The organism is Microbacterium sp. CFBP9023 (assembly GCF_034045055.1).
Classification (GTDB): Bacteria; Actinomycetota; Actinomycetes; order Actinomycetales; family Microbacteriaceae; genus Microbacterium.
Window position 1 is genome coordinate 395,798 of the sequence record NZ_JAXCWI010000001.1, and the last position, 25,537, is coordinate 421,334.

25 protein-coding genes are annotated in these 25,537 nt (G+C 68.1%); 16 read left to right on the forward strand and 9 right to left on the reverse strand.

Features of this window, described 5'->3' with window-relative positions:
- The first annotated feature begins 77 nt into the window (after positions 1-77).
- The 6 genes from leuC to SOM10_RS01910 all read left to right on the forward strand — a co-directional run bounded on the left by leuC (position 78) and on the right by SOM10_RS01910 (position 6,436).
- The gene (leuC, locus tag SOM10_RS01885; RefSeq protein ID WP_056278653.1) at positions 78-1,529 is read left to right on the forward strand and encodes a 3-isopropylmalate dehydratase large subunit; all 1,452 of its coding nucleotides are present in this window, start codon (positions 78-80) and stop codon (positions 1,527-1,529) included.
- Between the two features lie 2 nt (positions 1,530-1,531).
- Positions 1,532-2,131 carry a 3-isopropylmalate dehydratase small subunit gene (leuD, locus tag SOM10_RS01890; protein ID WP_056278654.1) on the forward strand — a complete coding sequence of 200 codons (600 nt, stop codon included), beginning with the start codon at positions 1,532-1,534 and terminating at the stop codon, positions 2,129-2,131.
- Between the two features lie 65 nt (positions 2,132-2,196).
- Positions 2,197-3,564, forward strand: a complete 1,368-nt coding sequence (gene murA / locus SOM10_RS01895) for a UDP-N-acetylglucosamine 1-carboxyvinyltransferase (protein ID WP_053095889.1) — start codon at positions 2,197-2,199, stop codon at positions 3,562-3,564.
- A 5-nt stretch (positions 3,565-3,569) separates the two neighbouring features.
- A complete protein-coding gene (locus tag SOM10_RS01900) occupies positions 3,570-4,325 on the forward strand; it encodes a lysophospholipid acyltransferase family protein (RefSeq protein ID WP_053095891.1) in 756 nt (251 codons plus the stop codon).
- Positions 4,291-5,448 (forward strand): NAD(P)H-dependent glycerol-3-phosphate dehydrogenase, encoded by a 1,158-nt coding sequence (locus tag SOM10_RS01905; RefSeq protein ID WP_150115057.1) that lies wholly within the window; start codon positions 4,291-4,293, stop codon positions 5,446-5,448. The genes SOM10_RS01900 and SOM10_RS01905 overlap by 35 nt, the downstream gene beginning before the upstream one ends.
- Positions 5,354-6,436: a D-alanine--D-alanine ligase family protein gene (locus tag SOM10_RS01910; RefSeq protein WP_320488121.1), complete on the forward strand. Its 1,083-nt coding sequence runs from the start codon at positions 5,354-5,356 to the stop codon at positions 6,434-6,436. The genes SOM10_RS01905 and SOM10_RS01910 overlap by 95 nt, the downstream gene beginning before the upstream one ends.
- An 11-nt stretch (positions 6,437-6,447) precedes the next feature.
- On the opposite strand, the gene SOM10_RS01915 is transcribed toward SOM10_RS01910, so the two are convergent.
- Complete coding sequence (locus tag SOM10_RS01915) at positions 6,448-6,954, reverse strand: DUF3515 family protein (RefSeq protein ID WP_320488123.1); 507 nt, start codon at positions 6,952-6,954, stop codon at positions 6,448-6,450.
- A gap of 23 nt (positions 6,955-6,977) precedes the next feature.
- On the opposite strand from SOM10_RS01915, the gene thiL reads away from it, so the two are divergent.
- The gene (thiL, locus tag SOM10_RS01920) at positions 6,978-7,973 is read left to right on the forward strand and encodes a thiamine-phosphate kinase (protein WP_320488124.1); all 996 of its coding nucleotides are present in this window, start codon (positions 6,978-6,980) and stop codon (positions 7,971-7,973) included.
- Here thiL and rsmD read toward each other — a convergent pair.
- Positions 7,943-8,545, reverse strand: a complete 603-nt coding sequence (gene rsmD / locus SOM10_RS01925; RefSeq protein WP_320488125.1) for a 16S rRNA (guanine(966)-N(2))-methyltransferase RsmD — start codon at positions 8,543-8,545, stop codon at positions 7,943-7,945. The two genes, thiL and rsmD, sit on opposite strands and share 31 nt — an antisense overlap.
- Positions 8,546-8,606: 61 nt before the next feature.
- On the opposite strand from rsmD, the gene SOM10_RS01930 reads away from it, so the two are divergent.
- The 6 genes from SOM10_RS01930 to mutM all read left to right on the forward strand — a co-directional run bounded on the left by SOM10_RS01930 (position 8,607) and on the right by mutM (position 13,718).
- Positions 8,607-10,781 carry an ATP-dependent DNA helicase RecG gene (locus tag SOM10_RS01930; RefSeq protein ID WP_320488126.1) on the forward strand — a complete coding sequence of 725 codons (2,175 nt, stop codon included), beginning with the start codon at positions 8,607-8,609 and terminating at the stop codon, positions 10,779-10,781.
- A 30-nt stretch (positions 10,782-10,811) separates the two neighbouring features.
- A complete protein-coding gene (gene coaD, locus SOM10_RS01935; protein ID WP_053095905.1) occupies positions 10,812-11,309 on the forward strand; it encodes a pantetheine-phosphate adenylyltransferase in 498 nt (165 codons plus the stop codon).
- Between the two features lie 82 nt (positions 11,310-11,391).
- On the forward strand, positions 11,392-11,940 hold the full coding sequence (locus tag SOM10_RS01940) for a YceD family protein (RefSeq protein ID WP_053095906.1): 549 nt from the start codon (positions 11,392-11,394) through the stop codon (positions 11,938-11,940).
- A gap of 2 nt (positions 11,941-11,942) precedes the next feature.
- Positions 11,943-12,152: a 50S ribosomal protein L32 gene (rpmF, locus tag SOM10_RS01945; protein WP_017830754.1), complete on the forward strand. Its 210-nt coding sequence runs from the start codon at positions 11,943-11,945 to the stop codon at positions 12,150-12,152.
- 17 nt (positions 12,153-12,169) lie between these two features.
- Entirely contained in the window at positions 12,170-12,862 is a 693-nt protein-coding gene (gene rnc, locus SOM10_RS01950; protein WP_053095908.1) for a ribonuclease III, read from the forward strand.
- Complete coding sequence (gene mutM, locus SOM10_RS01955; protein ID WP_320488148.1) at positions 12,855-13,718, forward strand: bifunctional DNA-formamidopyrimidine glycosylase/DNA-(apurinic or apyrimidinic site) lyase; 864 nt, start codon at positions 12,855-12,857, stop codon at positions 13,716-13,718. Before rnc ends, mutM begins: the two co-directional genes overlap by 8 nt.
- 3 nt (positions 13,719-13,721) lie before the next feature.
- Here the strand turns inward: mutM and SOM10_RS01960 are convergent, their stop codons facing one another.
- The 5 genes from SOM10_RS01960 to SOM10_RS01980 form a co-directional block, all read right to left on the reverse strand.
- Positions 13,722-15,044: a permease gene (locus tag SOM10_RS01960; RefSeq protein ID WP_320488150.1), complete on the reverse strand. Its 1,323-nt coding sequence runs from the start codon at positions 15,042-15,044 to the stop codon at positions 13,722-13,724.
- Entirely contained in the window at positions 15,041-15,736 is a 696-nt protein-coding gene (locus SOM10_RS01965) for an ABC transporter ATP-binding protein (RefSeq protein ID WP_320488151.1), read from the reverse strand. Before SOM10_RS01965 ends, SOM10_RS01960 begins: the two co-directional genes overlap by 4 nt.
- Positions 15,737-15,825: 89 nt before the next feature.
- Positions 15,826-16,905, reverse strand: a complete 1,080-nt coding sequence (locus SOM10_RS01970) for a GNAT family N-acetyltransferase (RefSeq protein WP_320488153.1) — start codon at positions 16,903-16,905, stop codon at positions 15,826-15,828.
- The gene (locus SOM10_RS01975; protein WP_320488155.1) at positions 16,902-17,990 is read right to left on the reverse strand and encodes a GNAT family N-acetyltransferase; all 1,089 of its coding nucleotides are present in this window, start codon (positions 17,988-17,990) and stop codon (positions 16,902-16,904) included. Before SOM10_RS01975 ends, SOM10_RS01970 begins: the two co-directional genes overlap by 4 nt.
- Positions 17,991-18,003: 13 nt before the next feature.
- Positions 18,004-18,282, reverse strand: a complete 279-nt coding sequence (locus tag SOM10_RS01980) for a hypothetical protein (protein WP_320488156.1) — start codon at positions 18,280-18,282, stop codon at positions 18,004-18,006.
- Positions 18,283-18,825: 543 nt separating this feature from the next.
- Here SOM10_RS01980 and smc point away from each other — a divergent pair.
- Genes smc through SOM10_RS01995 form a run of 3 tightly spaced genes read left to right on the forward strand, consistent with a single transcriptional unit; the run spans position 18,826 to position 23,807 of the window.
- Positions 18,826-22,365, forward strand: coding sequence for a chromosome segregation protein SMC (smc, locus tag SOM10_RS01985; RefSeq protein WP_320488157.1), 3,540 nt, complete (start codon positions 18,826-18,828; stop codon positions 22,363-22,365).
- 24 nt (positions 22,366-22,389) lie between these two features.
- Positions 22,390-23,262: a signal recognition particle-docking protein FtsY gene (gene ftsY, locus SOM10_RS01990; protein WP_320488159.1), complete on the forward strand. Its 873-nt coding sequence runs from the start codon at positions 22,390-22,392 to the stop codon at positions 23,260-23,262.
- 44 nt (positions 23,263-23,306) lie between these two features.
- On the forward strand, positions 23,307-23,807 hold the full coding sequence (locus SOM10_RS01995) for a DUF2004 domain-containing protein (RefSeq protein ID WP_053095921.1): 501 nt from the start codon (positions 23,307-23,309) through the stop codon (positions 23,805-23,807).
- 16 nt (positions 23,808-23,823) lie between these two features.
- On the opposite strand, the gene lipA is transcribed toward SOM10_RS01995, so the two are convergent.
- Positions 23,824-24,813 carry a lipoyl synthase gene (gene lipA / locus SOM10_RS02000; RefSeq protein ID WP_053095923.1) on the reverse strand — a complete coding sequence of 330 codons (990 nt, stop codon included), beginning with the start codon at positions 24,811-24,813 and terminating at the stop codon, positions 23,824-23,826.
- Positions 24,810-25,463, reverse strand: a complete 654-nt coding sequence (gene lipB, locus SOM10_RS02005) for a lipoyl(octanoyl) transferase LipB (RefSeq protein ID WP_320488162.1) — start codon at positions 25,461-25,463, stop codon at positions 24,810-24,812. Before lipB ends, lipA begins: the two co-directional genes overlap by 4 nt.
- Positions 25,464-25,537 lie beyond the last annotated feature (74 nt).

The following is a 25,537-nucleotide window of genomic DNA, read 5'->3' on the forward strand; positions in this document are numbered from 1 at the left end:
CGACGAGACCTCGTTCTGAGCCCCTCCTCGTCGCGGAGTCCATCGTGGGCCGAACCGCCAGCTTCAGGAGACACGCAATGAACACCCCCGCAGCAGACACTGCTCCCGTCCGTCCCAGGACCCTCGCCGAGAAGGTCTGGGACGACCATCTCGTCGTCAAGGGCGAGAACGGCGAGCCGGACCTCATCTACATCGATCTGCACCTGGTGCATGAGGTGACGAGCCCGCAGGCGTTCGACGGACTGCGATCGGAGGGGCGACCGCTGCGGCGCCTCGACCTGACGATCGCCACCGAGGACCACAACACGCCGACCTGGGACATCGACAAGCCCATCGCCGACCTCACGAGCCGCACGCAGATCGAGACGCTGCGCCGCAACGCCGCGGAGTTCGGCGTGCGTCTGCACTCGCTCGGCGACGCCGAACAGGGCATCGTCCACGTCGTGGGGCCGCAGCTCGGTCTCACGATGCCCGGCATCACGGTGGTCTGCGGCGACTCCCACACATCGACGCACGGCGCGTTCGGCGCCATGGCCTTCGGCATCGGCACGAGCGAGGTCGAGCATGTCATGGCGACGCAGACGTTGCCGCTGAAGCCGTTCAAGACCATGGCGATCAACGTCGAGGGCACGCTGAGGCCCGGCGTCACCGCGAAGGACATCATCCTCGCGGTGATCGCGAAGATCACCACCGGCGGCGGTCAGGGCTACGTCCTGGAGTTCCGCGGCAGCGCGATCCGGGCGTTGTCGATGGAGGGCCGGATGACGATCTGCAACATGTCGATCGAGGCCGGCGCTCGTGCCGGCATGGTCGCGCCCGACGAGACGACCTTCGAGTACCTGAAGGGTCGCCCGCACGCCCCGAAGGGGCAGGACTGGGACGACGCCGTCGCGTACTGGCGAACGCTGCCGACGGATGAGGGGGCGACGTTCGACGCCGAGGTCTTCATCGATGCCGATGAGCTCGAGCCGTTCGTGACGTGGGGCACCAACCCCGGCCAGGGCAGCTCGCTGTCGGCGGCGGTTCCCGATCCGGCAGAGATCGCCGATGCCAATGAGCGTGCCGCAGCCGAGCGGGCCCTCGAGTACATGGATCTGACGCCTGGCACGCCTCTCAAGGAGGTGCCGGTCGACGCCGTCTTCATGGGGTCGTGCACGAACAGCCGCATCGAGGATCTCCGCGCGTTCGCGTCGATCGTCGAAGGCAAGAAGAAGGCTGACGGCGTCCGCGTCATGGTCGTTCCCGGCTCTGCCCGGGTGCGGCTGGAGGCGGAGGCCGAAGGACTCGACAAGATCATCAAGGACTTCGGAGCCGAGTGGCGATTCGCGGGGTGCTCGATGTGCCTCGGGATGAACCCCGATCAGCTCGCGCCGGGGGAGCGCTGCGCGTCGACCTCCAACCGCAACTTCGAGGGCCGGCAGGGCAAGGGCGGACGCACGCACCTGGTGTCGCCGCTCGTCGCCGCCGCGACCGCGATCCGCGGCACGCTGTCGAGTCCGAGCGACCTGAACGAGATGGCGGAGGTCTGACCATGGAGAAGTTCACCACCCACACCGGCATCGCCGCCCCGCTGAAGCGCTCGAACGTCGACACGGACCAGATCATCCCCGCCGTGTTCCTCAAGCGGGTCACGAAGACCGGCTTCGAGGACGCGCTGTTCCACGGCTGGCGTCAGGATCCCGAGTTCGTGCTCAACCAGCCGGCTTTCCAGGGCGCATCGGTGCTCGTCGCCGGCCCCGACTTCGGCACCGGATCCAGCCGCGAGCATGCTGTCTGGGCGCTGCGCGACTTCGGCTTCGCGGTGATCCTGAGCCCGCGCTTCGCCGACATCTTCCGGGGAAACTCGGGCAAGCAGGGGCTCCTCGCCGCCACCATCTCCGAAGAGGATCTCGAGCGGATCTGGGCTGAGATCGACCGGAATCCCGGGGCTTCGATCACGGTCGACCTCGAGGCGCGAGTCGCGTCGATCGGTGAGATCCAGGCTGACCTCGGGATCGACGATTACACTAGATGGCGGCTCCTCGAAGGGCTCGATGACATCGGGCTCACCCTGCGCAACGAAGACAAGATCGCGCAGTTCGAGGCCCGTCGCGAGTCGTGGCGGCCCCGGACCCTTCCCGTTCAGCAGTGAACGGCGGGGCGGGGGAGCCGAGGGCGACCCCGCCCCGAATTCCGTTGAATGAAGTGAGGCTCCGAATGACGACACCTGTGCGCGACGCTCTTCCGGACGGAGTCCCCCCACTCACCGGAGACGTCCTCGCCATTCGCGGAGGGCGCCCGCTGCGCGGCCGCGTCGACGTCAAGGGCGCGAAGAACCTCGCGACCAAGGCGATGGTCGCGTCCCTGCTCGGAGAGACCGTCAGCGTGCTGCGCGACGTGCCGGCCATCAGCGACGTCGCGGTCGTCCGCTCGCTGCTCGAGGTCCATGGCGTGCGGGTCTCCGACGGCGATGAGCCCGGAGCTCTCGTCTTCGACCCCAGCGACGTCGAGTCGGCCCACTTCGAGGAGATCGACGCTCACGCGGGTGCCTCGCGCATCCCGATCCTCTTCTGCGGCCCGCTGCTGCACCGTCTCGGTCAGGCCTTCATCCCCGACCTGGGCGGCTGCCGCATCGGCGACCGCCCGATCGACTTCCATCTGGACGCGCTCCGCAAGTTCGGCGCCATCGTCGAGAAGCTGCCGAGCGGCATCCGCCTGTCGACGGGTGGTGCGCGCCTGCACGGTGCGAACATCCACCTCCCGTACCCGAGTGTCGGAGCGACCGAGCAGGTACTGCTCACGGCCGTTCGCGCCGAGGGCACCACGGAGCTTCGCAACGCCGCCATCGAGCCCGAGATCATGGACCTGATCGCGGTGCTGCAGAAGATGGGCGCGATCATCTCCTACGAGCCGAACCGCGTCATCCTCATCGAGGGTGTCGAGACGCTTCGGGGGTACGACCACCGCTCGATCTTCGACCGCAACGAAGCCGCATCCTGGGCGTCCGCCGCACTCGCCACCGACGGCGAGATCTTCGTGGGCGGCGCGAAGCAGCAGGAGATGCTCACGTTCCTCAACGTGTTCCGCAAGGCCGGCGGATGGTTCGACATCAAGGAGGACGGGATCCTGTTCCGTCGCGACGGCGAGCTCAAGCCGGTCATCGTCGAGACCGACGTGCACCCCGGATTCATGACCGACTGGCAGCAGCCTCTCGTCGTGGCGCTCACTCAGGCCAAGGGCCGCTCGGTCGTGCACGAGACGGTCTACGAGAACCGTCTGGGCTTCACCGAGGCGCTCGTCAAGATGGGCGCCGACATCGTCGTGCACCCCCGCGGACTGCAGGACGGAGCCCGTCGTGTCCCGCGCCGGGACCTCGAGCAGGCCGCCGTCATCACCGGCCCGACGCCGCTGCACGCCGCAGACATCGTCGTTCCCGACCTTCGCGGCGGATACAGCCACGTCATCGCGGCGCTGACCGCCGAAGGCGAGTCGAGGGTGTCCGGAGTGGACATCCTCAGCCGCGGCTACGAGAAGTTCCTCGCCAAGCTCGATGCCGTGGGCGCCGACTTCGACGTCATCCGGTGACCCCGATGGGTTCCCGCTCGACGGAGACCACGCGACCGAGTGCGTTCTGGCCGGTCGCGGCGATCGCCGTGCCGCTGATCTCGCTCGTCGCGAAGCTCCGCATCACGGGAAGCGAGAAGCTCCCGCGTGAGGGAGCGTACGTTCTCGCCCCGAACCACTACTCCGAGTTCGATCCGCTCGTGGTCGCACTCGCGGTGTGGCGCATCGGTCGAGCTCCGCGCTTCATGGCGAAGGAGAGTCTCTTCAAGGTTCCTGTGCTCGGAGCCGTGCTCCGCGCGACAGGAATGGTCCCCGTGGCACGCGCCTCGTCGGCATCCGCGGCGAAGCAGACGCTCAAGCAGTCGGCCGAGCTCGTCGAGCACGGTCGCGGTGTGATCGTCTATCCGGAGGGCACGCTGACGCGCGACCCCGACATGTGGCCGATGCGCGGAAAGTCCGGGGCTGTCCGGCTCGCGCTGACCGACGGCATCCCGCTCATCCCGATGGCCCACTGGGGCACCCAGCGGATCATGGGGCGCTACCAGAAGGGGCTCAGCCTCTGGCCGCTGCGCAAGCCCGTGGACGTCGTCATCGGCGATCCCGTCGATCTGTCGGACCTCCGTGGTCGTGCGGGCGAGGCATCGGCGCTGAACGAAGCCACCGAACGACTGATGCAGGCCATCACGGCGCTGCTCGAGGACCTGCGTGACGAGAAGGCTCCGGCCGAGCGCTGGAACCCGTCCGCCCATGGACAGAAGGAGACGGGTCGCCTTGACTCCTAAGCGCAACGCTCCCGCAGGACCACGCGTCGCGGTGATCGGTGCCGGAAGCTGGGGCACCACGTTCGGAAAGATCCTCGCCGACGGCGGGGCGCAGGTCACGATGTGGGCGCGCCGAGCCGAACTCGCCCACGAGATCGACGAGGCCAAGCGCAACTCCCGCTATCTGCCCGGCATCAACCTGCCGCGCACGATGTCCGCGACGCACGAGCTGGCGATCGCGCTCCGCGATGTCGACCAGGTGTATCTCTCGGTGCCGAGTCAGTCGCTGCGGGAGAACCTCAAGGCGCTTCGGCCGCTGCTCGCCGACAACGACGCGAAGATCGTCAGCCTGATGAAGGGCGTCGAGCGCACGACGGGGCTCCGGATGAGCCAGGTCATCGAGCAGGAGCTGCGCTGCGATCCCGACCGCATCGCGGTCGCCTCCGGGCCGAACCTCGCGCTCGAGATCGCTCGCGAGCAGCCCACGGCCGCCGTGATCTCCTCACGCAGTCGGGAGACCGCCGAGGAGGTCGCGCGCGCGGCACGTAACAGCTACTTCCGGACGTTCGTGAACACCGACGTGATCGGCACGGAGTTCGGGGGAGTGCTGAAGAACCTCATCGCGGTGGCCATCGGCATCGTCGACGGCGTCGGGTACGGCGAGAACACCAAGGCGTCGATCATCACCCGCGGGCTCGTGGAGATGACCGATTTCGCCGTCGCCAACGGCGCTCACCCCGAGACCCTGCAGGGACTCGCGGGCCTGGGCGACCTCATCGCGACATGTCAGTCCCCGCTGAGCCGCAACAACACGGCCGGGCGCCTGCTCGGCCAGGGATACAGCTTCCAGGACGTCGTGAAGCAGATGCAGCAGACCGCTGAGGGCCTCGCGTCCGTGGCGCCCGTGCTGCAACTCGCCCGCGAGTCCGACGTGCACATGCCCATCGTCGAGCAGGTGAAGATGGTGCTCGACGGCAAGATGAACCCCCGCGACATCGCACCCCACCTGACGACGGACGACGACACCCCGCAGGGTGAGAGGACCAACCATGGACAAGCAGACGGTGGTGGTGCTCTTCGGAGGGCGCTCCAGCGAGCATTCGATCAGTTCCGCAACGGCGGGCGGAGTGCTGGGCGCGATTGATCGCGATCGGTACGCCGTGATCCCGGTCGGGATCACCCGCGACGGCGCCTTCGTCCTCGAGGACGACGACCCGGCGAAGTTCCCGCTGGATGCCGCTCACCTGCCCGAGGTCGCCGACAACGGCACACGGGTGCTGTGGCCGGAACCCGGCGGAGACCGCAGCCTGCGCGTCGTGCGCACCGACGGCACCACCGAATCCCTCGGCGAGATCGATATCGTGCTGCCGATCCTCCACGGCCCGCACGGCGAGGACGGCACCATCCAGGGGTACTTCGACACCCTCGAGGTCCCCTACGCCGGCGGCGGGGTGCTCGACTCCGCACTGTGCATGGACAAGCACTTCATGAAGATCGCGCTGCGGGCCGCCGGTATCGCGGTGGCGGCCGGACTGACGGTGCGCGCGCGCCAGTGGGAACAGGATGCCGTCGCGATCCGCGACTCGGCGGCGGCGCTCGGCCTGCCGCTCTTCGTGAAGCCGGCTCGCGCGGGATCCAGCGTGGGCGTCTCGAAGGTCGAGAGCGCCGACGAGCTCGATGCGGCGCTGGCGATCGCGTTCGCAGAAGACGACAAGGTCCTGATCGAGGCGGGCGTGGTCGGCCGCGAGATCGAGGTCGCCGTGCTCGAAGGTGCCGACGGCGTCCGAGCGTCGCTTCCTGGCGAGATCGTGCTGACGACTCGAGGGTTCTACGACTTCGAGGGAAAGTACCTCGGCGGCGACGGCGTCGACGTCGTGTGCCCGGCGGAGCTCGAGGAATCCGCGGTCGCGGCCATTCAGGATGCCGCAGTCCGTGCGTTCGAGGCGGTGGACGGGCGAGGTCTTGCGCGCGTCGACATGTTCCTCACGCCTACGGGAGAGCTCGTGGTCAACGAGCTGAACACGATGCCGGGATTCACTCCGATCTCGATGTTCCCGAAGTGCTGGGTGGCGTCCGGACTCAGCTACGGCGACCTGATCTCCGAGTTGATCGAGGCGGGCCTGCGCCGCTGACCCTCGACGCGTCAGCCTTCGGTCGATCCGTCGTCCGGGTTCTCGTCGGTGGGCACCCGGTCGGTGCAGCGTGCCGTGGCCGGTGCGAGGCCCGACTGGATGCTCGTGGAGAGGCTCTCGACGACCGTGCGGAAGTCGATCTCCTCGCCACGGCGGATGATCACCTCGATGGCGGGCTCGCGACCGTACGTCACGAGACGCTGCCGGTCTTCCTCCTGATCGAGAACGAGCCAGTCGACGCTGCCGATGGTCGTGCACACCTCTGTCGACGGCGCCGGCGGTTCGACGCCGCATCGCAGCACGACGGTCGGGTCGCCCCAGGCTCCGGTCGCCTGAGCATCGGTCCACACCCGATCGAGATCGCCGACGGCGTCGGGGAGCAGCACGGACACCTCGGCGCAGGCCGGATCGTTGGCGTCCTCAGCGGGTTCGAGGTGGATCGTCGTCGAGCAGCCGGACAGTGCGGCGAGGAGGGCCAGCGAGCCCGCGACGACAGCGAGACGGCGAGAGCGGGGCATGCATCCAGGCTACCTTTGACTGCATGTCCTCCCGACCTCGCGACGATGATCCGACCCTCGGCGAACTGTCGGAGGGGGAGATCCTCCGAGCGATCCTGGCGCGGACGGCGCGGGCCTCTCACACGCTCGTCGGACCCGGCGACGATGCGGCGGTGATAGCCGCTCCCTCGGGTTCGGTGGTCGCCACGACGGACACTCTCGTGCACGGCCCGGACTTCCGGCTCGCGTGGTCGTCTGGGTACGACCTCGGTTGGAAGGCCGCCGCCGTCAACCTCGCCGACGTGGCGGCCATGGGCGCACGGCCGACGGCGCTCCTGGTGGCGCTGGCCGTTCCCCGCGACCTTCGACTGTCGTTCATCGAGCGCCTCGCAGACGGCTTCCGAGAAGCCTGCGCCGCACTCGCACCGGGATGCGCGGTGGTCGGCGGCGATCTCACGGTCTCGGACGTCCTGACCGTGGCGGTCACCGCGCTCGGCGATCTCGAGGGCCGGCCGCCCGTGACCCGGTCGGGTGCACGGGTCGGTGACGCGGTCGCGGTCGCAGGCGAACTGGGGCACGCCGCTCACGGACTCTCGGTGCTCTTCGGAAGGTTCCGTGAGGGGGAGGCGCCGGTCCCCGTCGATCCGTCCCTGCTCGCCCCGCGTGAGAGCGCTGCTCTGGCTGCACAGCTCCGTCCATCGCCGCCGATCGGTCTCGGCCCTTTCGCTGCCACCGCGGGCGCGACCGCGATGATGGACATCTCAGACGGGCTCGCGCTCGACGCGCGACGGATGGCAGCGGCCTCCGAGGTCACCATCGCACTCGACAGCGCAGCCCTCGGCGACAGCCCCCAGCGAGCTCTCGCCGGTGGCGAGGATCACGCCCTGCTCGCCTGCTTCCCGCCGGGGATCGTGCCGGCGGGCTTCCGCGTCATCGGCACTGTCGTGCCCCAGGGCGAGCATGAGCTGCTGGTCGACGGCGCACCCGCGGACGTCAGCGGCTGGGATCCCTATCGCGACTGGGACTCGGCCTCGGGCTGAGACGACTCCGTCGCGGGAGCGGGCTCGGCCCACCAGAGCGCGGTGTCGCCGTAGGCCTTCTCGCGGATCAGCTCCAGTCCGGCCGCAGCGAGGTCGGGAGGGGTCGATCGCCGGGCGCGCTCGATGATCACGAGGGCGTCGGGAGCGAGAAGCGGCGCGAGCGTGACGAGGTCCGCCGTCATCGCCTCGTCGTCGAGGTCGTACGGGGGATCCGAGAACACGAGGTCGTACGGGCCGGAGGCGCGCAGCAGGAACGATCGGACGGTGCTCTGGTGCACCCTCGCGCTCGGCGCTCCGGCCTTCGCGACGGTGGCGGCGTTGCGGCGGACCACCGACGCCGCCTCTCGGCCGTGCTCGACGAGATCCGCGCTCGTCGCGCCGCGGCTGAGGGTCTCCAGTCCCAGCGCACCCGAGCCGGCATAGAGGTCGAGTACCCGCGCGCCGACGATGGCGTCCGTCGACTCCAGCGCTCCGAAGAGCGACTCCCGCACGCGGTCGCTGGTGGGTCTCGTTCCCGCGCGGGGCACGTCGAGCCGCGCGCCGCGCGCTGTTCCGGCGATGATCCTCGTCACCCGTTCACGATACGACAGCTGCGGCGCACGTCGTGTCCGTGCGGACTCCTAGACTCGGATCATGTCGCTCACGCTGGATTCGTCGCTCGAGGAGGCGCTGGGCGCCACGCCGGCGAAGTCTCTCGACAGAGCCTTCAGCATGAAGACGGTCGGCGATCTCGTGTCGCACTATCCCCGACGGTACGCGGATCCGGGCGAGCTGACCCCGATCCGTGAACTCCCTCTGGGCGAGACGGTGACGATCGTCGCCGAGGTGCTGTCCTCCAGCGCCAGGGCGATGCGCAACCGTCGTGGTGCGATGGTCGACGTCGTGATCGGCGACGGCATCGGCAAGATGTCTCTGACGTTCTTCGCGAAGAACCTGGGCGCGGCCAAGTGGCGCTCCGAGGACCTCGCGGTCGGACGTCGAGGTGTCTTCTCGGGCAAGGTCGGCGAGTTCAACGGCATGACGCAGTTCGCGCATCCCGAGTACGAGCTGTTCGACGACGAGGATGCGGCCAGACGCCGGGCGGACGCGCGCGCTGCCGTGCTGATTCCCATCTATCCCGCGACGTCGACGCTGCAGACGTGGCAGATCGCGAAGTTCATCACGCGGGCGCTCGACGGCCTCGGCGACGTGCCGGAGCCTCTCGTCCCCGATGTCCGCGCGCGGGAGGAACTTCTGACCGCCCGAGAGGCGCTCGAGCAGATTCACCGCCCGAAGACCCGCAACGACATCGATCCTGCGGTCCGCACCCTGCGGATGCACGAGGCGCTCACTCTCCAGACCGCCCTCCTGCAGCAGCGGGATGCCGTGCGATCGCTGTCGGCGACCGCGCGTCCGTCGAAGCCCGGTGGGCTGCTCGAGCGCTTCGACGCCTCGCTGCCGTACGACCTCACGCCCGACCAGAAGACGGTCGGCGAGCAGGTGGCGAGCGACCTCGTCGCCGCCTGGCCGATGAATCGTCTCGTGCAGGGTGAGGTCGGGTCCGGCAAGACCCTCGTCGCGCTGCGTGCGATGCTCCAGGTGGCCGAGTCCGGCGGTCAGGCGGCGCTGATCGCCCCGACCGAGGTGCTCGCAGGGCAGCACCTGCGATCGATCGCGAAGATGCTCGGGCCGCACATGTCGCCGCTCGTGATGCCCACACTGCTCACCGGTCAGATGCCGGCCGCCGAGCGTCGCAAGGCTGCGCTCCGCGTCGCCTCCGGACAGGCGCTGATCGTCGTGGGCACGCACGCGCTGCTCGGCGAGAAGACGACCTTCGCTGATCTCGGCCTCGTCGTCGTCGACGAGCAGCACCGGTTCGGAGTCGAGCAACGAGAGGCGCTTCGCGCGAAGGGGTCCAGCCCGCACGCGCTGGTTCTCACCGCGACCCCGATCCCGCGCACGGTCGCGATGACGGTGTTCGGCGATCTCGACACCTCCGTGATCCGCACGATGCCCAAGGGACGAGCCGGAATCGAGTCCTTCGTCGCTCCGCTCGCAGAGCATCCCGGCTGGTTCAATCGAGTCTGGGAGCGCGCCGCCGAGGAGATCTCTCAGGGCCGACAGGTGTTCGCGGTATGCGCGGCGATCGACACGACCAAGAAGACGGCGGAAGCGGGGGAGCAGCCCGTGATCCCGCCCGAGGGTGCGTCGGGTCCTCGCTGGGGCGTGGTGCAGCTCGATGAGGCCCTGGCGACGCACCCCCAGCTCGGGAACGTCCGACGGGCCGTGCTGCACGGTCGCATGCCGTCCGACGAGAAGGACGCCGTCATGCAGTCCTTCGCGCGCGGTGAGATCGACCTGCTGGTGGCGACGACCGTGATCGAGGTCGGCGTCGACGTCCCGAACGCCTCGACCATGATCGTTCTCGACGCCGATCGGTTCGGGGTGTCGCAGCTGCACCAGCTGAGGGGCCGTGTCGGTCGAGGAGGCGTTCCAGGGCTCTGCCTGTTGGTCACCGAAGCCGAAGAGGGGTCAGTGGCGCGCGAACGCGTGGACGCGGTGGCAGCGACTCTCGACGGATTCGCTCTCGCGGAGGTCGATCTCGAGCTCCGCGGTGAAGGTGACGTGCTCGGTGCCGCACAGGCTGGAGCTCGGTCCTCCCTGAAGCTGCTGCGGGTCGTCAAGGACTCGGGCCTGATCGTCCGAGCCCGGGAGCTCGCGGAGGGCATCCTCTCCGACGACCCGGATCTGCGGGCGAATCCCGGACTCCGCTCGGCGATCGAGCGACGCGTGAGCGACGACGACCGGGCGGCACTCGCGAAGAACTGACCGCGGCATCGCGTGCTTTAGGCTGGGGGCATGAGCAGCCGGATCGCCGTCGTCCCTGGATCGTTCGATCCGCCGACCCTGGGTCATCTCGACGTGATCCGTCGCGCAGCCAAGCTGTACGACGAACTCCACGTGCTCGTGGTGCACAACCCCGGCAAAGAGGCGCTGCTCCCGATCGCTCAGCGGATGTCGCTGCTCGAGCAGTCGATCGCTGAGGACGGGATCGGCGACAACGTCGTCGTGGGCTCCTGGAGCATGGGGCTGCTCGTGGACTACGCCCGCGACGTCGGCGCGGGAGTTCTCGTGAAGGGCATCCGTTCGCAGATCGACGTCGCGTACGAATCCCCGATGGCGATCGTCAACCGTCATCTCGCCGACATCGAGACGGTCTTCCTCCTGCCCGACCCCGCGCATGCCCTGGTCTCCAGCTCCCTGGTACGCCAGGTGGCCGGCCTCGGCGGTGACGTGTCGCCGTTCGTGCCTCCGGCGGTTGCCTCCTTCCTCGACACCGGATCGCGCGGGATCTGATTTCCGGAGGCGCCGTCTCCACACAGCGCGGAACCAGCCTCCATCCCGCAGGAGCCGGTACCATTGCCGGGTGCGTTCCCGAATGAATGGTCCCTTCGTCCTGCCCGTCCGTGACATCGTCCGCAAGCCGGGCGAGATGCGCGAGCATGAGTTCTCGGTGACCCTCGGCGAAGGCTGGGGAGAGGGAATCGTCGCGTATGAAGCCGGTTCTGCGCTCGACCTGGACGTGCGTCTCGAGTCGGTTCACGAGGGCATCCTGGTCTCCGGAACCGCCGACGCTGAGTACTCCGGCGTATGCGGAAGATGCCTGATCGACATCACCCGGCCCGTCGAAGTCGAGTTCCAGGAGCTTTTCGCGTATCCTGGTGAGGAAGAAACTGACTTCGAGGTTCAAGACGACCACGTGGATCTTGAAACTCTAGTCAGGGATGCGGCCGTATTGGCGCTTCCATTTCAGCCGGTGTGTCAGCCGGATTGCCCCGGGCTCGACCCGGAGACGGGCGAGAGGCTGACCGCGAGCACCGGGACGGAGCAGGTGGCTCCCATCGATCCTCGGTGGAGCGCGCTCCAGCAGATCACAGACCAAGACGGTGAGGCACAGAGCCGAGCCGCCGAGAAAGAAGAGAGCTAGTCATGGCTGGTAACCCCCCGAAGCGCAAGGTATCCCGTTCGAACACCCGCTCGCGCCGCGCGCAGTGGAAGGCGGCGCCTGTCGCACTCGTCAAGACCATCGAGAACGGTCAGGTCGTCTACAGCCGTCCTCACCAGGCCAAGGTCGTCACCGACTCGCAGGGCACCGAGCTCTTCCTCGAGTACAAGGGTCGCAAGGTCGCCGACGTCTGAGTCGCGACTTCACGATTGTGACTGAGGTCCCTGGGGGGACGAGACCGCTCCCAGAGAAGCTCCGCGTCGATATCGACGCGGAGCTTCTGGAGTTGGCGCTCACCCATCGCTCCTATGCCTACGAGCACGGCGGCATCCCCCATAACGAACGTCTCGAGTTCCTCGGCGACTCCGTTCTCGGACAAGCCGTGACGGTGATGCTCTTCACGACCCATCCGGGGCTGGATGAGGGGGAGTTGGCCAAGCGGCGCGCGAGCGTCGTCTCGACGGTCGCTCTCGCCGAGGTCGCGAGAGCGATCGATCTCGGCAGCCATCTGCTGCTGGGACGCGGTGAGGAACAGACGGGCGGTCGCGACAAGGACTCGATCCTCGCCGACACGATGGAAGCCGTGATCGGCGCGACGTATCTGTCAGCGGGTCCTGAGGCGGCGACCGAGCTCGTGCTCCGGCTGACCGCGCCGCTCCTCGCCGACCCCGAGCGCTACGGCGCGGCGATGGATCCGAAGACGAGCCTGCAGGAGCTGGCTGCGCGAGTCGGTGCGACTCCGCCCCAGTACTCGGTGGAGGCGAGCGGCCCCGACCACGATCGTCGATTCCTCGCAACCGTGGTCGTCGGCGATCTGGCGATGACCGGCAAGGGCAGCAGCAAGAAGACGGCAGAGATGGCCGCCGCGCTCAGCGCGTGGCGACTGCTCAACGAGCGTGCCTGAGCTTCCCGAGGTCGAGGTCGTCCGGGCGGGTCTCGCTCCCGCGGTGATCGGCTCGTTCATCACGGCCGTGAGCGTGTTCGATGAACGAGCTCTCACACGGCATGCGGCCGGGCCGTCCGACTTCGTCGCGCGCCTGGAGGGACGCAGAGTCACTGCAGCCGACCGACGGGGCAAGTTCCTCTGGCTGCCGCTGGACACCGCTGATTCCGCGTTGATCGCGCACCTCGGAATGAGCGGACAGATGCTGCTGCGCGCGCCGGACGCCGAGGCGGAACGCCACGAGCGCATCCGGATCAGCATCGAGCATCCTCGGCATGGCGAGCTCGCGATCGTCTTCGCCGACCAGAGGACTTTCGGGTCGTTGGCGGTCGACGGTCTGGTGCCGGACGGACCGACGTGGATCCCGACTCAGGTCGTGCACATCGCCCGTGATCCGATAGACCCGATGTTCGACGACGATCGCTTCCTGCGTGCACTCCGCACACGCGGCAGTGCGATCAAGCGAGTGCTGCTCGATCAGCAGACGATCAGCGGCGTGGGCAACATCTATGCGGATGAGGCGCTGTGGGCGGCGCGCATCCACCCGGCGACGCTCGCGAGTGCGCTGTCGACGCAAGCGAGCAGGCGCCTCCTCGCCGAGATCAGAGTGGTGCTCGTGAAGGCCCTTGCAGAGGGCGGCACGAGCTTCGACTCCCAGTACGTCAATGTGAACGGTCAGGCAGGCTACTTCGCCCACTCGCTCAACGCGTACGGTCGAGGCGGACAGCCGTGCCCGCGCTGCGGCACTCTGATCCGCCGGGAGGCTTTCATGAACCGCTCGAGTCATTACTGTCCGCGCTGCCAGCGGCGTCGCTGAGACTCACACCATCTCGAACGACCGGGCGAGCAGCGGCCGCGTCGCTCGAGTGCTCATCCAGACGATTCCGATCCCCACGGCCAGTACGAGCGCGATCGTGAGGAGAGACTCGGGTGCCACGACCAGGGCGATCCCCAGCAGCGGGAAGACCAGCACGCCGGCACAGGTGGCCGAGCCGATCGCGGTCACGAGGAGTGGAGACATGATCGCCCGGCGGCGTGCGCTGTCGACGATCGCGAGCGGCACGCCCAGCCGGTGCAGACTCCGGTGGAGTTCCTGCTGATCGAGAACGGCCGCGGCTTGATTGACCCCCACGGATGCCGCGACCATCAGGAATGAAGCGACGAGGGTGATGACGAGGCCGGTGCGCATGTCCGCGGCGAGGGCCGCATCCGCGGACGTCGTGTCGCCGCTGTTCATCACATTCATCAGGGAGACGCCGGTTCCTGCGAACACCGCCATGAAGCTCGCCATCGCGATGCCGCTCACCTGACGCCACGCGGCTTTGGGGGAGTCCAGCACCAGGCGGGCGGCGAGCAGCCGATCTGCGTGCTCGGCCTTGCGCAGCTGACGCCCGGCGGCGACCTTCAGGACCCATGGTCCGATCACATTGAGCACCGCCAGGGAGACGGCGAACAACAGGGCGAGGACGGCGATGGTCGCCGCGAGTCCTGCGACGGACGGGAAGACCGTGACAAGGACGAACACGAGCGCAAGAACGGAGACTGCGATGATCGCGCGGAACCAGTGCGCGGTGGAGACGGTCGTCCGCAGGCGCACGCCGAGGGGCGAGATGATCACGCGCCGGAGCCCCAGCACAGCACTCGCTGCCGCCACGAGAAGGACGCCTCCCACGACGGCGAGAACGCCGAGGGGCGAGAGCATGACCGCCTCGACGCCGAGAGCCGTGCCACGGAACGGGATGAGTCCGACGAGAGGGGTGAGGGCGAGATGGACGACGACTCCGGCGACGGCACCGGCGGCCGCGACGATCAGGGATTCGATGACCGTAGCGACGCCGACGCCCAGAGGCGTCACGCCGAGAAGTCGCAGGGTCGAGAGACGCTCGTCACGACGGCGGGCCGAAAGACGGGCGGCCGCCCCGCCGAGATTCATCAGCGGGACGATGAGGAGCACGAGCGCGATCGCGGCCAACGCGTGGTACACCGGCGCGTACTCATCGGTCCAGGTCCAGAACGACTGAGCCCCGCCCACGACGGTCAGCACGAGGGCGGTGACGATGCCGAAAGCGATGAGCGGAAGCGCGAGCACCGCTTTCTCTCCCGTCCCGGCGCGAAGAAGCACAGCCAGGACGCGGGCGTTCATGCCGTCACCGCCGACGAGATGATCTGGCCGTCGCGCACGGAGACGATCCGCGAGCAGCGCGCCGCCACGTCTGCATCGTGTGTCACGACGAGCAGCGTGCGCCCTTGGCCCGTCGTCGACCACAGCAGCGCATTCATCACGTCTTGCGACGTGTGCGAGTCGAGGGCGCCGGTCGGCTCGTCGGCGAACACGAGTTCCGCACCCGTCGCCTGAGCCCGTGCGATCGCGACGCGCTGCGCCTGCCCGCCGGACAGCTCGCCGATTCGGCGGTCCTCCATCCCGGCCAGCCCGAGCGCGGCGAGCCAGGACGCCGCGTGAGCGGTGGCCTGTGCTTTCTTCACTCCGTTGATCATCGATGCGAGCGCCACGTTCTCGACCGCCGTGAGCTCCGGAATGAGCAGACCCTGCTGGAAGACGAACCCGAACCGCTCTCTCCGCAGCCGGGAACGAGCGGATTCTCCGAGTCCGGCGAGTTCCACCGCCTGACCGACCGAGGGCTGGAACGACACGGTGCCCGAGTCCGGACTGATGATGCCGGCGAGGACATGGAGGAGAGTGGTCTTGCCCGACCCGGAGGCACCCATGATGGCGACCGACTCGCCGCGGTGGATGGTGAGATCCACCCCGGCGAGTGCGCGGGTCGTTCCGTAGGACTTGGTCAGAGAGCGTGCGTCGAGAACCGTCGTGTTCATGCATCCAGCCTCGCGGCCATACGGAGACCGCTGCGTCGGCCGGGCGGATGATCCGTGGCCGGCCGTGTACACCGCTCGGATGATCTCGATCAGATCCGCTTCTGCCACGCTCCCGCATAGGAGACAGGCGCGAAACCGATCGCCTCGTTGATGCTCAACATGGGACGGTTCTCCTCTGCGTTGAACGTCGAGACCGTCGGGGTGAGCGGCATGAGCTCTCTCCAACGGAGGAGATTCGCGCACTTGACGATCGTGCCGAGACGGTGCCCGCGGTGCTCGCGAGACACCAGAGTGCCGAGCTGGTGGGTCACTCCTGCGCGGTCCGCCCCGACGAGCAGCTCGTTGTAGGCCACCATGTCTCCGCTGGGCACATGCTGCACCGCGACGATCGACAGAGCCTGACCGGCCCCCGTGAGCCGTCGCTCACGTCGCACGACACGTTCCGCATCCCACTCCTCGGCGACGAAGTCCATGTCGCCGCTCGGGGCGTCGGTAGACAGGCGAGCGAGGATCGCCGCGTACCCGTCGCGGAACTCAGGCGGTGTCGGCGCCATCCACTGGAGCACCCGGTAATCGTCGCCGGCGGCGGTCTTCGCCGATTCCAGAGCGGCCCGCAGCGGGGCGGGGTCGGAGCGCAGATCGAGCTCGCTGTTGCGTTCGACCTGTTCGAACTCGTATCCGCGGGCGACGAGAGCGTCCGACAGCGGAATCGCCGGAATGCGACCCCACCCTGTTCGCGGTGTGATCATCCGGTCCGACTCCATGGGCCTGTGCAGCGTCCAGGTCTGCACCAGGGATCGGCCGTGTGCGCGCGCCTCCGACTCGGCGAGCGACAGGAGAGCGTCTTCGACACCGCGTCCCCATTGGCTCGCCGGCACGAGGAGGTCCGCCTCTGCGGCGTTCGCGTCCGCCTCCTGAGCGTAGGAGAGAGTGATCATGCCGACGATCTCGGTTCCGAGCCTGGCGACGAACCCGGTCTGCAGGGTATCGCTGGGATCCTGCCACGATGCGAGCATCTGCGCGGCATCGGGGGCGATGTCGGGCAGACCGACCAGCTCCTCGCAGATCTGCCTGTTGAGCTCTCCGTATGCGCGGAAGTCCGCGGCATCCTCGGCGTCCAGCGCGCGGGGGACGGCCAGAGGTGTGATCGTCAGTGTGCTGGTCGTCATGACAGCTCCTTCTTCCACGCGCCTTCATAGGCGACGGCGGTGAATCCCATCGCCTCGTTGATGGCGAGCATCGGCCGGTTCTCCTCGGCGTTGTAAGTGATCACGTCGCGTGACGCGGGAGCGATGCCTGTCCACGACAGGAACGCTTCGCACTTCACGAGTTGCCCCAGACGATGGCCGCGGTGCTCGGTGAGCACCAGGGTGTCGTGCTGGTGTGTGGTGGCGGTGGGATCCGGACCGATTCCGAGTTCGGTGAATGCGGTGAGCTCGCCTGTCGGGATGTGCTGCGCGACAGTGACCTGCATGATCTGGCCCATCTCCGCGACTCTCTTCTCCGTGGCGACCAGACGCTCTGCGTCCCAGGCCTCCTCGTCGGTCTCGAGATCGGCCGAGGGGGCGTCGGTCGACATGCGCGACTTGAGCCATGCGTAGCCGTCGACGTGCTCCGGTGGCGTCGGAAGCATCCACTGGAGCACGCGATAGTCCTGTGAGAGCGCTCGCGCGTCCTCGCGCAGCTCCTCGGCACGCTGAACCGTCTCCTGGGTGACCGCGAGGCGGCTCACCCGATAGACCTGCTCGAGGGTGAATCCATGGCGGATGAGGAATCGTGCGACGTGATCGTCCGGAACGCTGCCGAAGCCCGTCTTCGCCTGCAGCCTGGGTCCGTCGCTGGCCGGCTGCTCCGTCCAGTTCTGAATGACCGCGCGGCCGTGGAGACGGGCGAAGGCCTCGACGTGCGGCAGGATCGCGGTTCCGATCCCCTGACCCCAGACACGGGGGTGGATCTCGATCGCGGCGATCGCCACACGCGACCCCTCCTCATGAGGAATGTCGATGACTGTGCGCCCGACGATCTCGCCTCCGACGCGCACCGCCCACACAGCAGTCGTGCGCTCTTTGCGAGAGCGCAGGATCGGAAGCAGCGCCTCTGGCGTCAGATCCTGCTCGGTGCGTCCGGTGACCTCTCGGTAGACGGCGTTGCGAACACGGGCGAGCTCGCGGAATTCGGCGGCGTCAGCCGCATCCGCTCGTGCCGGCAGCACGAGCGGATGCAGCGACGCATCGGGGGTGAGCGGGATGCTCATGGCGATCTCCAGGTCAGCGCAGCTGACGCTGCAGGTCGTAGGTGAGCAGGGCGTAGGTCTCGCCGGGCGTGCGATCACGTCGATCGAGACGCAGCGCATCCGCTTCGGCGGCGGCGATACGACGTACCGGGCGAGGGCGCTGTGCCCTCTGGAGCAGCCAGAGGCCGATCCGGAGAGAGAGACGATCTGCCAGCGCGAGGCGCCGCAGCTCATCGGGTGCGGGGAGGTGGAGGACCTGCTGGTCCTCGGTATCCGGAGGGTGGGGGATGCTGCGGTACAGCGTGGTGTTCACGATGATTCCTTCGAGATGAATGGTGGTGATGGGTGCGGCGAACGCGGCCGCAGGGCCTTCGTTGAAGGGCGGCGGTGCGCGGTGAGAGTCGAGAGCCCGGTGCGCCCGAAGGCGAGCGCCGGGATCGGCGGAGAGCCGTGATCCGGAGAGGATCAGAGGGCGGAGCGCGGAGTAGAGCGGGCGAGAAGCCCCGTCACAGGTCGGAGACCGGTGGATGGTTCGGGGCAGAGTTCTCGGGCTGCGGTTCTACGAGAGAGCGCTTCGACGGACGCCGGCGGTTACCGAGTGCGCAGAGCGCGGCGCGAATGGCGCGGCGAGGCCAGTGGCCTGAGCAGTGAGCTGAGTGATCATCGGTAACCTCCTTTCGTGTGGCGATCCGGAGGTTACGGTAGCGAAACCCGGGCGTGTCCGTCAAGCATGACCGGCGTGGATCGGCGTGTCGCGCGGAATTCCGGTTCACTGCGAACCCGCGCGGGATGCCCGTTCTGAGCCGTCATTCCGGTAGCGTATGGGCGTGATTCACCCCCGAGACGCGGTACGCGCATGCATCTGAAGAGCCTGACCCTCAAGGGGTTCAAGTCCTTCGCGCAGCCGACCAGCTTCGTCTTCGAGCCGGGTGTCACCTGCATCGTCGGACCCAACGGGTCAGGCAAGTCCAACGTGGTGGACGCCCTCGCGTGGGTCATGGGCGAACAAGGGGCCAAGACGCTGCGCGGCGGCAAGATGGAAGACGTCATCTTCGCAGGCACCTCGACCCGGGGGCCGCTGGGCCGCGCCGAGGTGCAGCTGACGATCGACAACAGCGACGGAGCACTGCCGATCGAGTTCGCCGAGGTCACGATCAGCCGGACTCTGTTCCGCAACGGATCGAGCGAGTACGCGATCAACGGAGAGAACTGCCGCCTGCTCGATCTGCAGGAGCTCCTCAGCGACTCGGGGCTGGGACGAGAGATGCACGTCATCGTCGGACAGGGCCGGCTGGACACAGTGCTCCAGGCATCGCCGGAAGACCGTCGTGGCTTCATCGAAGAGGCCGCCGGCATCCTCAAGCATCGGCGGCGCAAGGAGAAGACCCTTCGCAAGCTCGATGCGATGGAGACCAACCTCACGCGATTGAGCGACCTCGCGGGTGAGATCCGCCGTCAACTGAAGCCGCTGGGACGCCAGGCCGAGATCGCGCGAGAGGCGCAGACGATCGCCGCGGTCGTCCGCGATGCCAAGGCCCGGATCTTCGCCGACGACGTCGTGGCGCTGCGCACCGCCCTGGCCGATCACACGCGCACGGAGAACGAGAGACATACCGAACGACTGGTGCTGTCCGATCAGGCGGAAGCGGTGCGGGCGAACATCGCACGGCTCGAGCAGGATCAGAACTCGGCCGCGGTGGATCAGGCGCGAAGCGTCGCCTTCGGTCTCGAGCAGGTGCAGGAGCGGATGCGCGGGCTTTACACTCTGGCCAATCAGCGGCTCGCGCTGCTCGGCTCGGACGACGATGACGCGGCAGTGACCGCCGTCACGGTCACGCAGAGCACGATCGACGAGGCGAAAGATGAGATCACCGTGATCTCCGCGGGCCTCGGTGACGCCCAGGAAGCGGCGACCGTGGCGAGCCGCGAGGTGATGCTCGCGCGCGCCGAACTCGACACTCTCGACGTCGACATCGCCGAACAGAGCGCGCTGGTGTCGGAGTACGACATGCGCATCAGTTCGCTGCGTGGCACAGCCGATGCGGCCGCGTCCGCTCTCGCTGCCGTGCGGGGCGCGGTTCTTCGACAGGAGAACGCTCTCGAGGCGGCGAACGCGCGCCGTCGTGACGCAGCGGAAGCCCTCGATGCGATCGCCGATGCCGAGGCGCCTGAGGGCACGGCAGCCGAGCATTCCGCAACGTACGAGAGCGCGCAGCGGGCTGCGACGGCGGCCGAAGCCGAGCGGGAGACACTCCGTGAGCGGCTGCACGCGGCGGAACGCGAGGTCGACGCGCTCACCGCGAAGTCGGCGGCGCTCGGGAGCGCGCTCGCGATCTCCGGAGGAGCCGCGGAGATCGTGAAGACCGGCGGTCCGGGGATACGCGGACTCGTGGGCGACTCGGTGCAGGTCAGGAGCGGATTCGAAGCTGCCGTCGCGGCGGTGCTGGGTCCCCTCGCCGAAGGCGTCCTCGTCGACGGCGCGGACGATGCGTTCGACCTCGCCGGCGACGCGTCAGAGCAGCGACGGGGAGTGGTCGATTTCGTGATCGCCGACTCCGCGCGTCCGTCGATCGAGCTGCCCGCCATCGATGGGGTGACCCGCGCGGTCGACACGGTCACGGCGCCGGACGGCGTCCTCGGCATCCTGTCGCACGTGGTCATCGCAGACAGCCTCGACGCAGCGCGTGCCGCGCGACTGTCACTCGATCTCGCCGGCGACACCACCACCACGATCGTGACCACCGCCGGCGACGTCGTCACCGCTCAGACTCTGCGCACGGGTTCCGGCGGCGAACGCTCGCGCCTCGAGCTCGCCGCCGAACGAGACGCGGCGAACGACCGCCTGGCCGAAGTGCAGGTCATCGTCGACTCGCTGCGGGAGGCGCGTGAGGACGCGAACGAGTCCGTCGAGACATCCCGTCGTCTGGCGAAGGACGCGCTCCGGGCGCTCCGCGAGCACGATGCCGCGCTGGCGACGCACGCCGAGCAGGTCAACCGCATCACGGTCACCCACGAGTCGGCGGTCGCCGAGTGCGAGCGACTCGAGAACGGGCTCGCGCAGGCGCAGAGCGCGGTGCAGGAGGCCGAGGCCGCGTCGGAGGCAGCCAAGGCCGAGTGGGACGCCGCTGTCGCGGCGCCGCGGCCCGTGCTCGACGCCTCAGCGCGTGACGGACTGCTCGAAGCGCTCGAGATCGCACGCGAGGGCGAGGTCAGGGCTCGCCTGGAGATCGAGACGCTGCGTGAGCGCGTGCGCGCTGCCCAGTCCCGGGTCGTCGGTCTCGAGCGGCAGCGCGAGCAGGAGCGGGACGCGGCTGCCGAGGCAGCGCGCCGGGCCGTCATCCGCCGTGCGCAGCGCGAGGCGGCATCCGGCGTCGCGCTAGAGCTCCCGCGCATCCTCGATTCGATCGATCGGTCCGTCACCGAGGCACGCGTCGCGCTGGCCGAGGCGGAGTCGGCGCGATCGGCGCAGAACCAGGAGTTGACGGCTCTGCGCGCGCAGGAGACCTCGCTCCGGGAGAGGCTGGCCGGCCTCACCGAGAGCGTCCACGGTCTCGAGCTGCAGATCCATGAGAAGAAGCTGCACCTCAACAGCCTCCTGGAGCGGGTGGCGTCGGAGCTCGCGCTCGACGAAGATATTCTCGTTGCGGAATATGGTCCCGACCAGCTCGTTCCGCGGGACCCCGCTGCGGAGCCCGCCGATGACGAGCAGCTCGACACGGCGATCCCGTTCGATCGACGGATTCAGCAGCGTCGACTGGCTGATGCGGAGCGCAAGCTCGCTCAACTCGGACGCGTGAACCCGCTCGCGCTGGAGGAGTTCGCGGCACTCGAGCAGCGCCATGCATTCCTCACCGAACAGCTCGCCGACCTGACCCAGACCCGTCAGGATCTGCTCACGATCATCGCCGATCTCGACGAGCGGATGCAGACGATCTTCGCGAGCGCGTTCGAAGACACGAGGATCGCGTTCGGAGAGGTCTTCCCTCTGCTGTTCCCCGGCGGATCCGGAAGCATCTCGCTCACAGATCCCGAGAACATGCTCACCACGGGCATCGAGGTGTCGGTGCGTCCGGTCGGCAAGAAGATCGAGCGGCTCTCCCTGCTCTCGGGAGGTGAACGCTCCCTCGCCGCGGTCGCTCTGCTCGTCGCCATCTTCAAGGCGCGCCCGAGCCCCTTCTACATCCTCGACGAGGTCGAGGCGGCGCTCGACGACGCCAATCTCGGCCGCCTGCTCACCGTGTTCGAGCAGCTTCGCGAGAGCTCGCAGCTGCTCGTCATCACCCACCAGAAGCGAACCATGGAGATCGCGGACGCTCTCTACGGTGTGTCGATGCGTCAGGACGGCGTCTCCGCGGTCGTCGGGCAGCGCGTGGGCGACCGCGCGGCCGCCGTCTGACGGCGCTACCCGTAGGCTGGAGTCATGGCGGAGAAGTCGTGGTCCCTCACTCGCGCGCTGCGCGGGATGTTCGTCAAGCCCACTATCGACGAGACGACGTGGGAGGACCTTGAGACCGCCCTCATCACGGCTGACTTCGGTCCCGACATCAGCGAGAGGGTCGTCGCGGAGCTTCGAGAGAAGGTCGAGCGCTACCGCACGACCGATCCGCAGGATCTCCAGCGGATGCTGCGCGAGACGCTCGAGGAGCACTTCGCGAAGTTCGACACCACCCTGAAGCTCACCGAGCGACCGGCGGTCGTGCTCGTCGTGGGCGTCAACGGCGTCGGCAAGACCACGACGATCGGCAAGTTCACCAAGTTCCTCCGCGGGTTCCAGCGCAGCGTGGTGGTCGGCGCAGCCGACACGTTCCGTGCGGCGGCCGTCGATCAGCTCGCCACCTGGGCGCAGCGCGGGGGAGCGGCGATCGTCCGTCCCCAGCAGGAGGGCCAGGATCCGGCATCCGTCGCCTACCAGACGATCGAGTTCGCCCAGCGTGAGGGCATCGAGATCGCGATCATCGACACGGCCGGTCGTCTGCACACCAAGGGCGGGCTGATGGATGAGCTGGGAAAGATCCGTCGCGTGATCGAGAAGCAGGCGCCGATCAGCGAGGTCCTTCTCGTGCTCGACGCGACGACCGGGCAGAACGGAGTGATGCAGGCCGAGGCCTTCCTCCAGCATGCCGGCGTCACCGGTCTCGTCCTGACCAAGCTCGACGGATCGGCGAAGGGCGGTTTCGTCCTCGCCGTGCAGGAGCGCACCGGCATCCCCGTCAAGCTCCTCGGGCAGGGCGAGGGCATCGATGATCTGACCGGATTCACCCCCCATGTCTTCGTCAAGTCGCTCGTCGGCTGACGACGGGACTACCGCCGCGAGCACGAGGCTGGTTTCATAGCGTTATGGCGATCGAACACGACTACTTCGGACTCCTGTCCTCAGGGCCCGACGGCTCGATCTTCTGGTCCGAGACGGTGGAGCTTGGTGACCAGAGTGTCACCGTCGACCTCACGGCTCCCGACCAGGACGATGTCTCTGCCGACGCGCTCGACATCGCCGCTTCGCTCATCGCAGGGATCGAGAACGTCGACGCGGTCTCGCGGCGGGGCATGCTCGCGGAGGTCGACGATCGCACGAGCGAGGTCACCGAGTACATCCTGCAGCAGCAGGAGGCGTATGGTGACGAGCTCGAAGACGTCCTCGTCGACGTGAGCGGTGACGCCGCCGTCGACATCATCCGATCGCTCCGGCTCATGAGCATGACGATCCTCGCCGACGAGCACGGTGGGTCCGAGCCCTTCGCCGTGTTGGAGTACGCGCTCGACGCCACCACCACCGACGACGTCCTGCTCGTGAACCTCGGCTCCGACGGCAGCGTGCAATCCGTGATGAGCGCGGACTGACCGTTCCCGCCTCAGTTCAGACGGCTTGGGCGAAGCCGAGGTCTGCACTCTCGGCGATGTGCGCCAGGTGCGGCGGGATCTCGCGTCCTTTCGACACCATCGACTGCGCCCACAGCCGGCCGGCGCGGTAGGACGAGCGCACGAGGGGGCCTGCGAGCACGCCGAGGAAGCCGATCCGCTCGGCCTCCTCCTTGAACTCCACGAACTCGGTCGGCTTGACCCACCGTGCGACAGGCAGGTGACGAGGAGACGGCCGCAGATACTGCGTGATGGTGATGATGTCGCAGCCGGCGTCGTGCAGGTCGTTCAGCGCCTGGACGACCTCCTCCGGTTCCTCGCCCATTCCGAGGATGAGGTTGGACTTGGTGATCAGTCCCGCGTTGCGTGCCTGGGTGATCACATCGAGCGAGCGCTCGTACCGGAATGCAGGGCGGATGCGCTTGAAGATGCGCGGCACGGTCTCGACGTTGTGGGCGAAGACCTCGGGGCGTGCGTCGAAGATCTGGCCGAGGAAGGCCGGATCGGCGTTGTGCTCGTTGGCGAGCAGCTCTACTCCGGTGTTCGGGTTGAGCTCGTGGATCTTCCGGACGGTCTCGGCATTCAGCCAGGCTCCGGTGTCCGGGAGGTCGTCGCGGGCGACGCTGGTGACCGTCGCATAGCGGAGGTTCATCCGCACGACGCTCTCGGCGACCCGGCGCGGCTCGTCCGTGTCGTAGGCGTCGGGCTTGCCGGTGTCGATCTGGCAGAAGTCGCACCGACGGGTGCACTGCGACCCGCCGATGAGGAAGGTCGCCTCTCGGTCCTCCCAGCATTCGAAGATGTTCGGACACCCCGCCTCCTGGCACACGGTGTGGAGGTCCTCGCTCTTCACCAGCGAGTGGAGTGCGGTGTACTCGGGCCCCATCTTCGCCTTCGTCTTGATCCATTCCGGCTTGCGCTCGATGGGCGTCTCGGCGTTGCGGATCTCGAGGCGGAGGAGCTTGCGTCCCTCGGGTGCGGCGGTCATCTGGAGGCTCCTACACGGTCGGCGGTCGAGTATTCGGCGAGGAAGGCGGCGGACACGGAGGCGCTGATGTCGGCGGGGGAGACGTCAGCACCGACGACCTCGCTCACCGTCGTCACGCCCGCGTCGGTGATCCCGCACGGGATGATGCCGCCGAAGCCCGCGAGAGTGTTGTCGCAGTTGATCGCGAAGCCGTGCATCGTGACGCCCTGCTGCACACGCACCCCGATCGCCGCGACCTTGTCCTCCGAGAGCGGGCGGCGGACCCATACGCCGCTGCGTCCCTCGACCTGGTACCCGTCGACGCCGAGCGGACGGAGCACGTCGATCAGGATGCGCTCGAGGCGGCGGACGTGAGCGACGACGTCCATCGGCTCGGGCAGTCGGACGATCGGGTATCCCACGAGCTGGCCAGGGCCATGCCAGGTGATCTTCCCGCCGCGGTCGACGTCGATCACCGGAGTGCCGTCGTGGGGGCGCTCCTGCGGCTCGGTCCGCTTGCCGGCGGTGTACACGGCCTCATGCTCGAGGAGGATGAGCGTGTCCGGACGGGTGCCGGACACGACGTCGGCATGGATGCTGCGCTGCAGATCCCAGCCCACGGTGTAGGGGACGTACGCCGGGGCGAGACCCGCCGTCAGTATCTCGAGCATGGAGACCACTCTCGTCAATAGATGGATTGCGTCTAAGAATACTCCTCCGCACTGACGGCGGCGCGCCGCAGCGA

Coding starts and splice junctions, on each gene's coding strand:
- rpmF (WP_017830754.1), top strand. CDS start 11,943: ATGGCTGGTAACCCCCCGAAGCGCAAGGTATCCCGTTCGAACACCCGC.
- leuD (WP_056278654.1), top strand. CDS start 1,532: ATGGAGAAGTTCACCACCCACACCGGCATCGCCGCCCCGCTGAAGCGC.
- SOM10_RS01940 (WP_053095906.1), top strand. CDS start 11,392: ATGAATGGTCCCTTCGTCCTGCCCGTCCGTGACATCGTCCGCAAGCCG.
- SOM10_RS01905 (WP_150115057.1), top strand. CDS start 4,291: ATGGACAGAAGGAGACGGGTCGCCTTGACTCCTAAGCGCAACGCTCCC.
- SOM10_RS01930 (WP_320488126.1), top strand. CDS start 8,607: ATGTCGCTCACGCTGGATTCGTCGCTCGAGGAGGCGCTGGGCGCCACG.
- SOM10_RS01900 (WP_053095891.1), top strand. CDS start 3,570: ATGGGTTCCCGCTCGACGGAGACCACGCGACCGAGTGCGTTCTGGCCG.
- leuC (WP_056278653.1), top strand. CDS start 78: ATGAACACCCCCGCAGCAGACACTGCTCCCGTCCGTCCCAGGACCCTC.
- lipA (WP_053095923.1), bottom strand. CDS start 24,813: ATGACCGCCGCACCCGAGGGACGCAAGCTCCTCCGCCTCGAGATCCGC.
- SOM10_RS01995 (WP_053095921.1), top strand. CDS start 23,307: ATGGCGATCGAACACGACTACTTCGGACTCCTGTCCTCAGGGCCCGAC.
- SOM10_RS01970 (WP_320488153.1), bottom strand. CDS start 16,905: ATGACGACCAGCACACTGACGATCACACCTCTGGCCGTCCCCCGCGCG.
- ftsY (WP_320488159.1), top strand. CDS start 22,390: ATGGCGGAGAAGTCGTGGTCCCTCACTCGCGCGCTGCGCGGGATGTTC.
- SOM10_RS01965 (WP_320488151.1), bottom strand. CDS start 15,736: ATGAACACGACGGTTCTCGACGCACGCTCTCTGACCAAGTCCTACGGA.
- SOM10_RS01975 (WP_320488155.1), bottom strand. CDS start 17,990: ATGAGCATCCCGCTCACCCCCGATGCGTCGCTGCATCCGCTCGTGCTG.
- SOM10_RS01915 (WP_320488123.1), bottom strand. CDS start 6,954: ATGCCCCGCTCTCGCCGTCTCGCTGTCGTCGCGGGCTCGCTGGCCCTC.
- smc (WP_320488157.1), top strand. CDS start 18,826: ATGCATCTGAAGAGCCTGACCCTCAAGGGGTTCAAGTCCTTCGCGCAG.
- lipB (WP_320488162.1), bottom strand. CDS start 25,463: ATGCTCGAGATACTGACGGCGGGTCTCGCCCCGGCGTACGTCCCCTAC.
- murA (WP_053095889.1), top strand. CDS start 2,197: ATGACGACACCTGTGCGCGACGCTCTTCCGGACGGAGTCCCCCCACTC.
- SOM10_RS01960 (WP_320488150.1), bottom strand. CDS start 15,044: ATGAACGCCCGCGTCCTGGCTGTGCTTCTTCGCGCCGGGACGGGAGAG.
- SOM10_RS01910 (WP_320488121.1), top strand. CDS start 5,354: ATGGACAAGCAGACGGTGGTGGTGCTCTTCGGAGGGCGCTCCAGCGAG.
- thiL (WP_320488124.1), top strand. CDS start 6,978: ATGTCCTCCCGACCTCGCGACGATGATCCGACCCTCGGCGAACTGTCG.
- coaD (WP_053095905.1), top strand. CDS start 10,812: ATGAGCAGCCGGATCGCCGTCGTCCCTGGATCGTTCGATCCGCCGACC.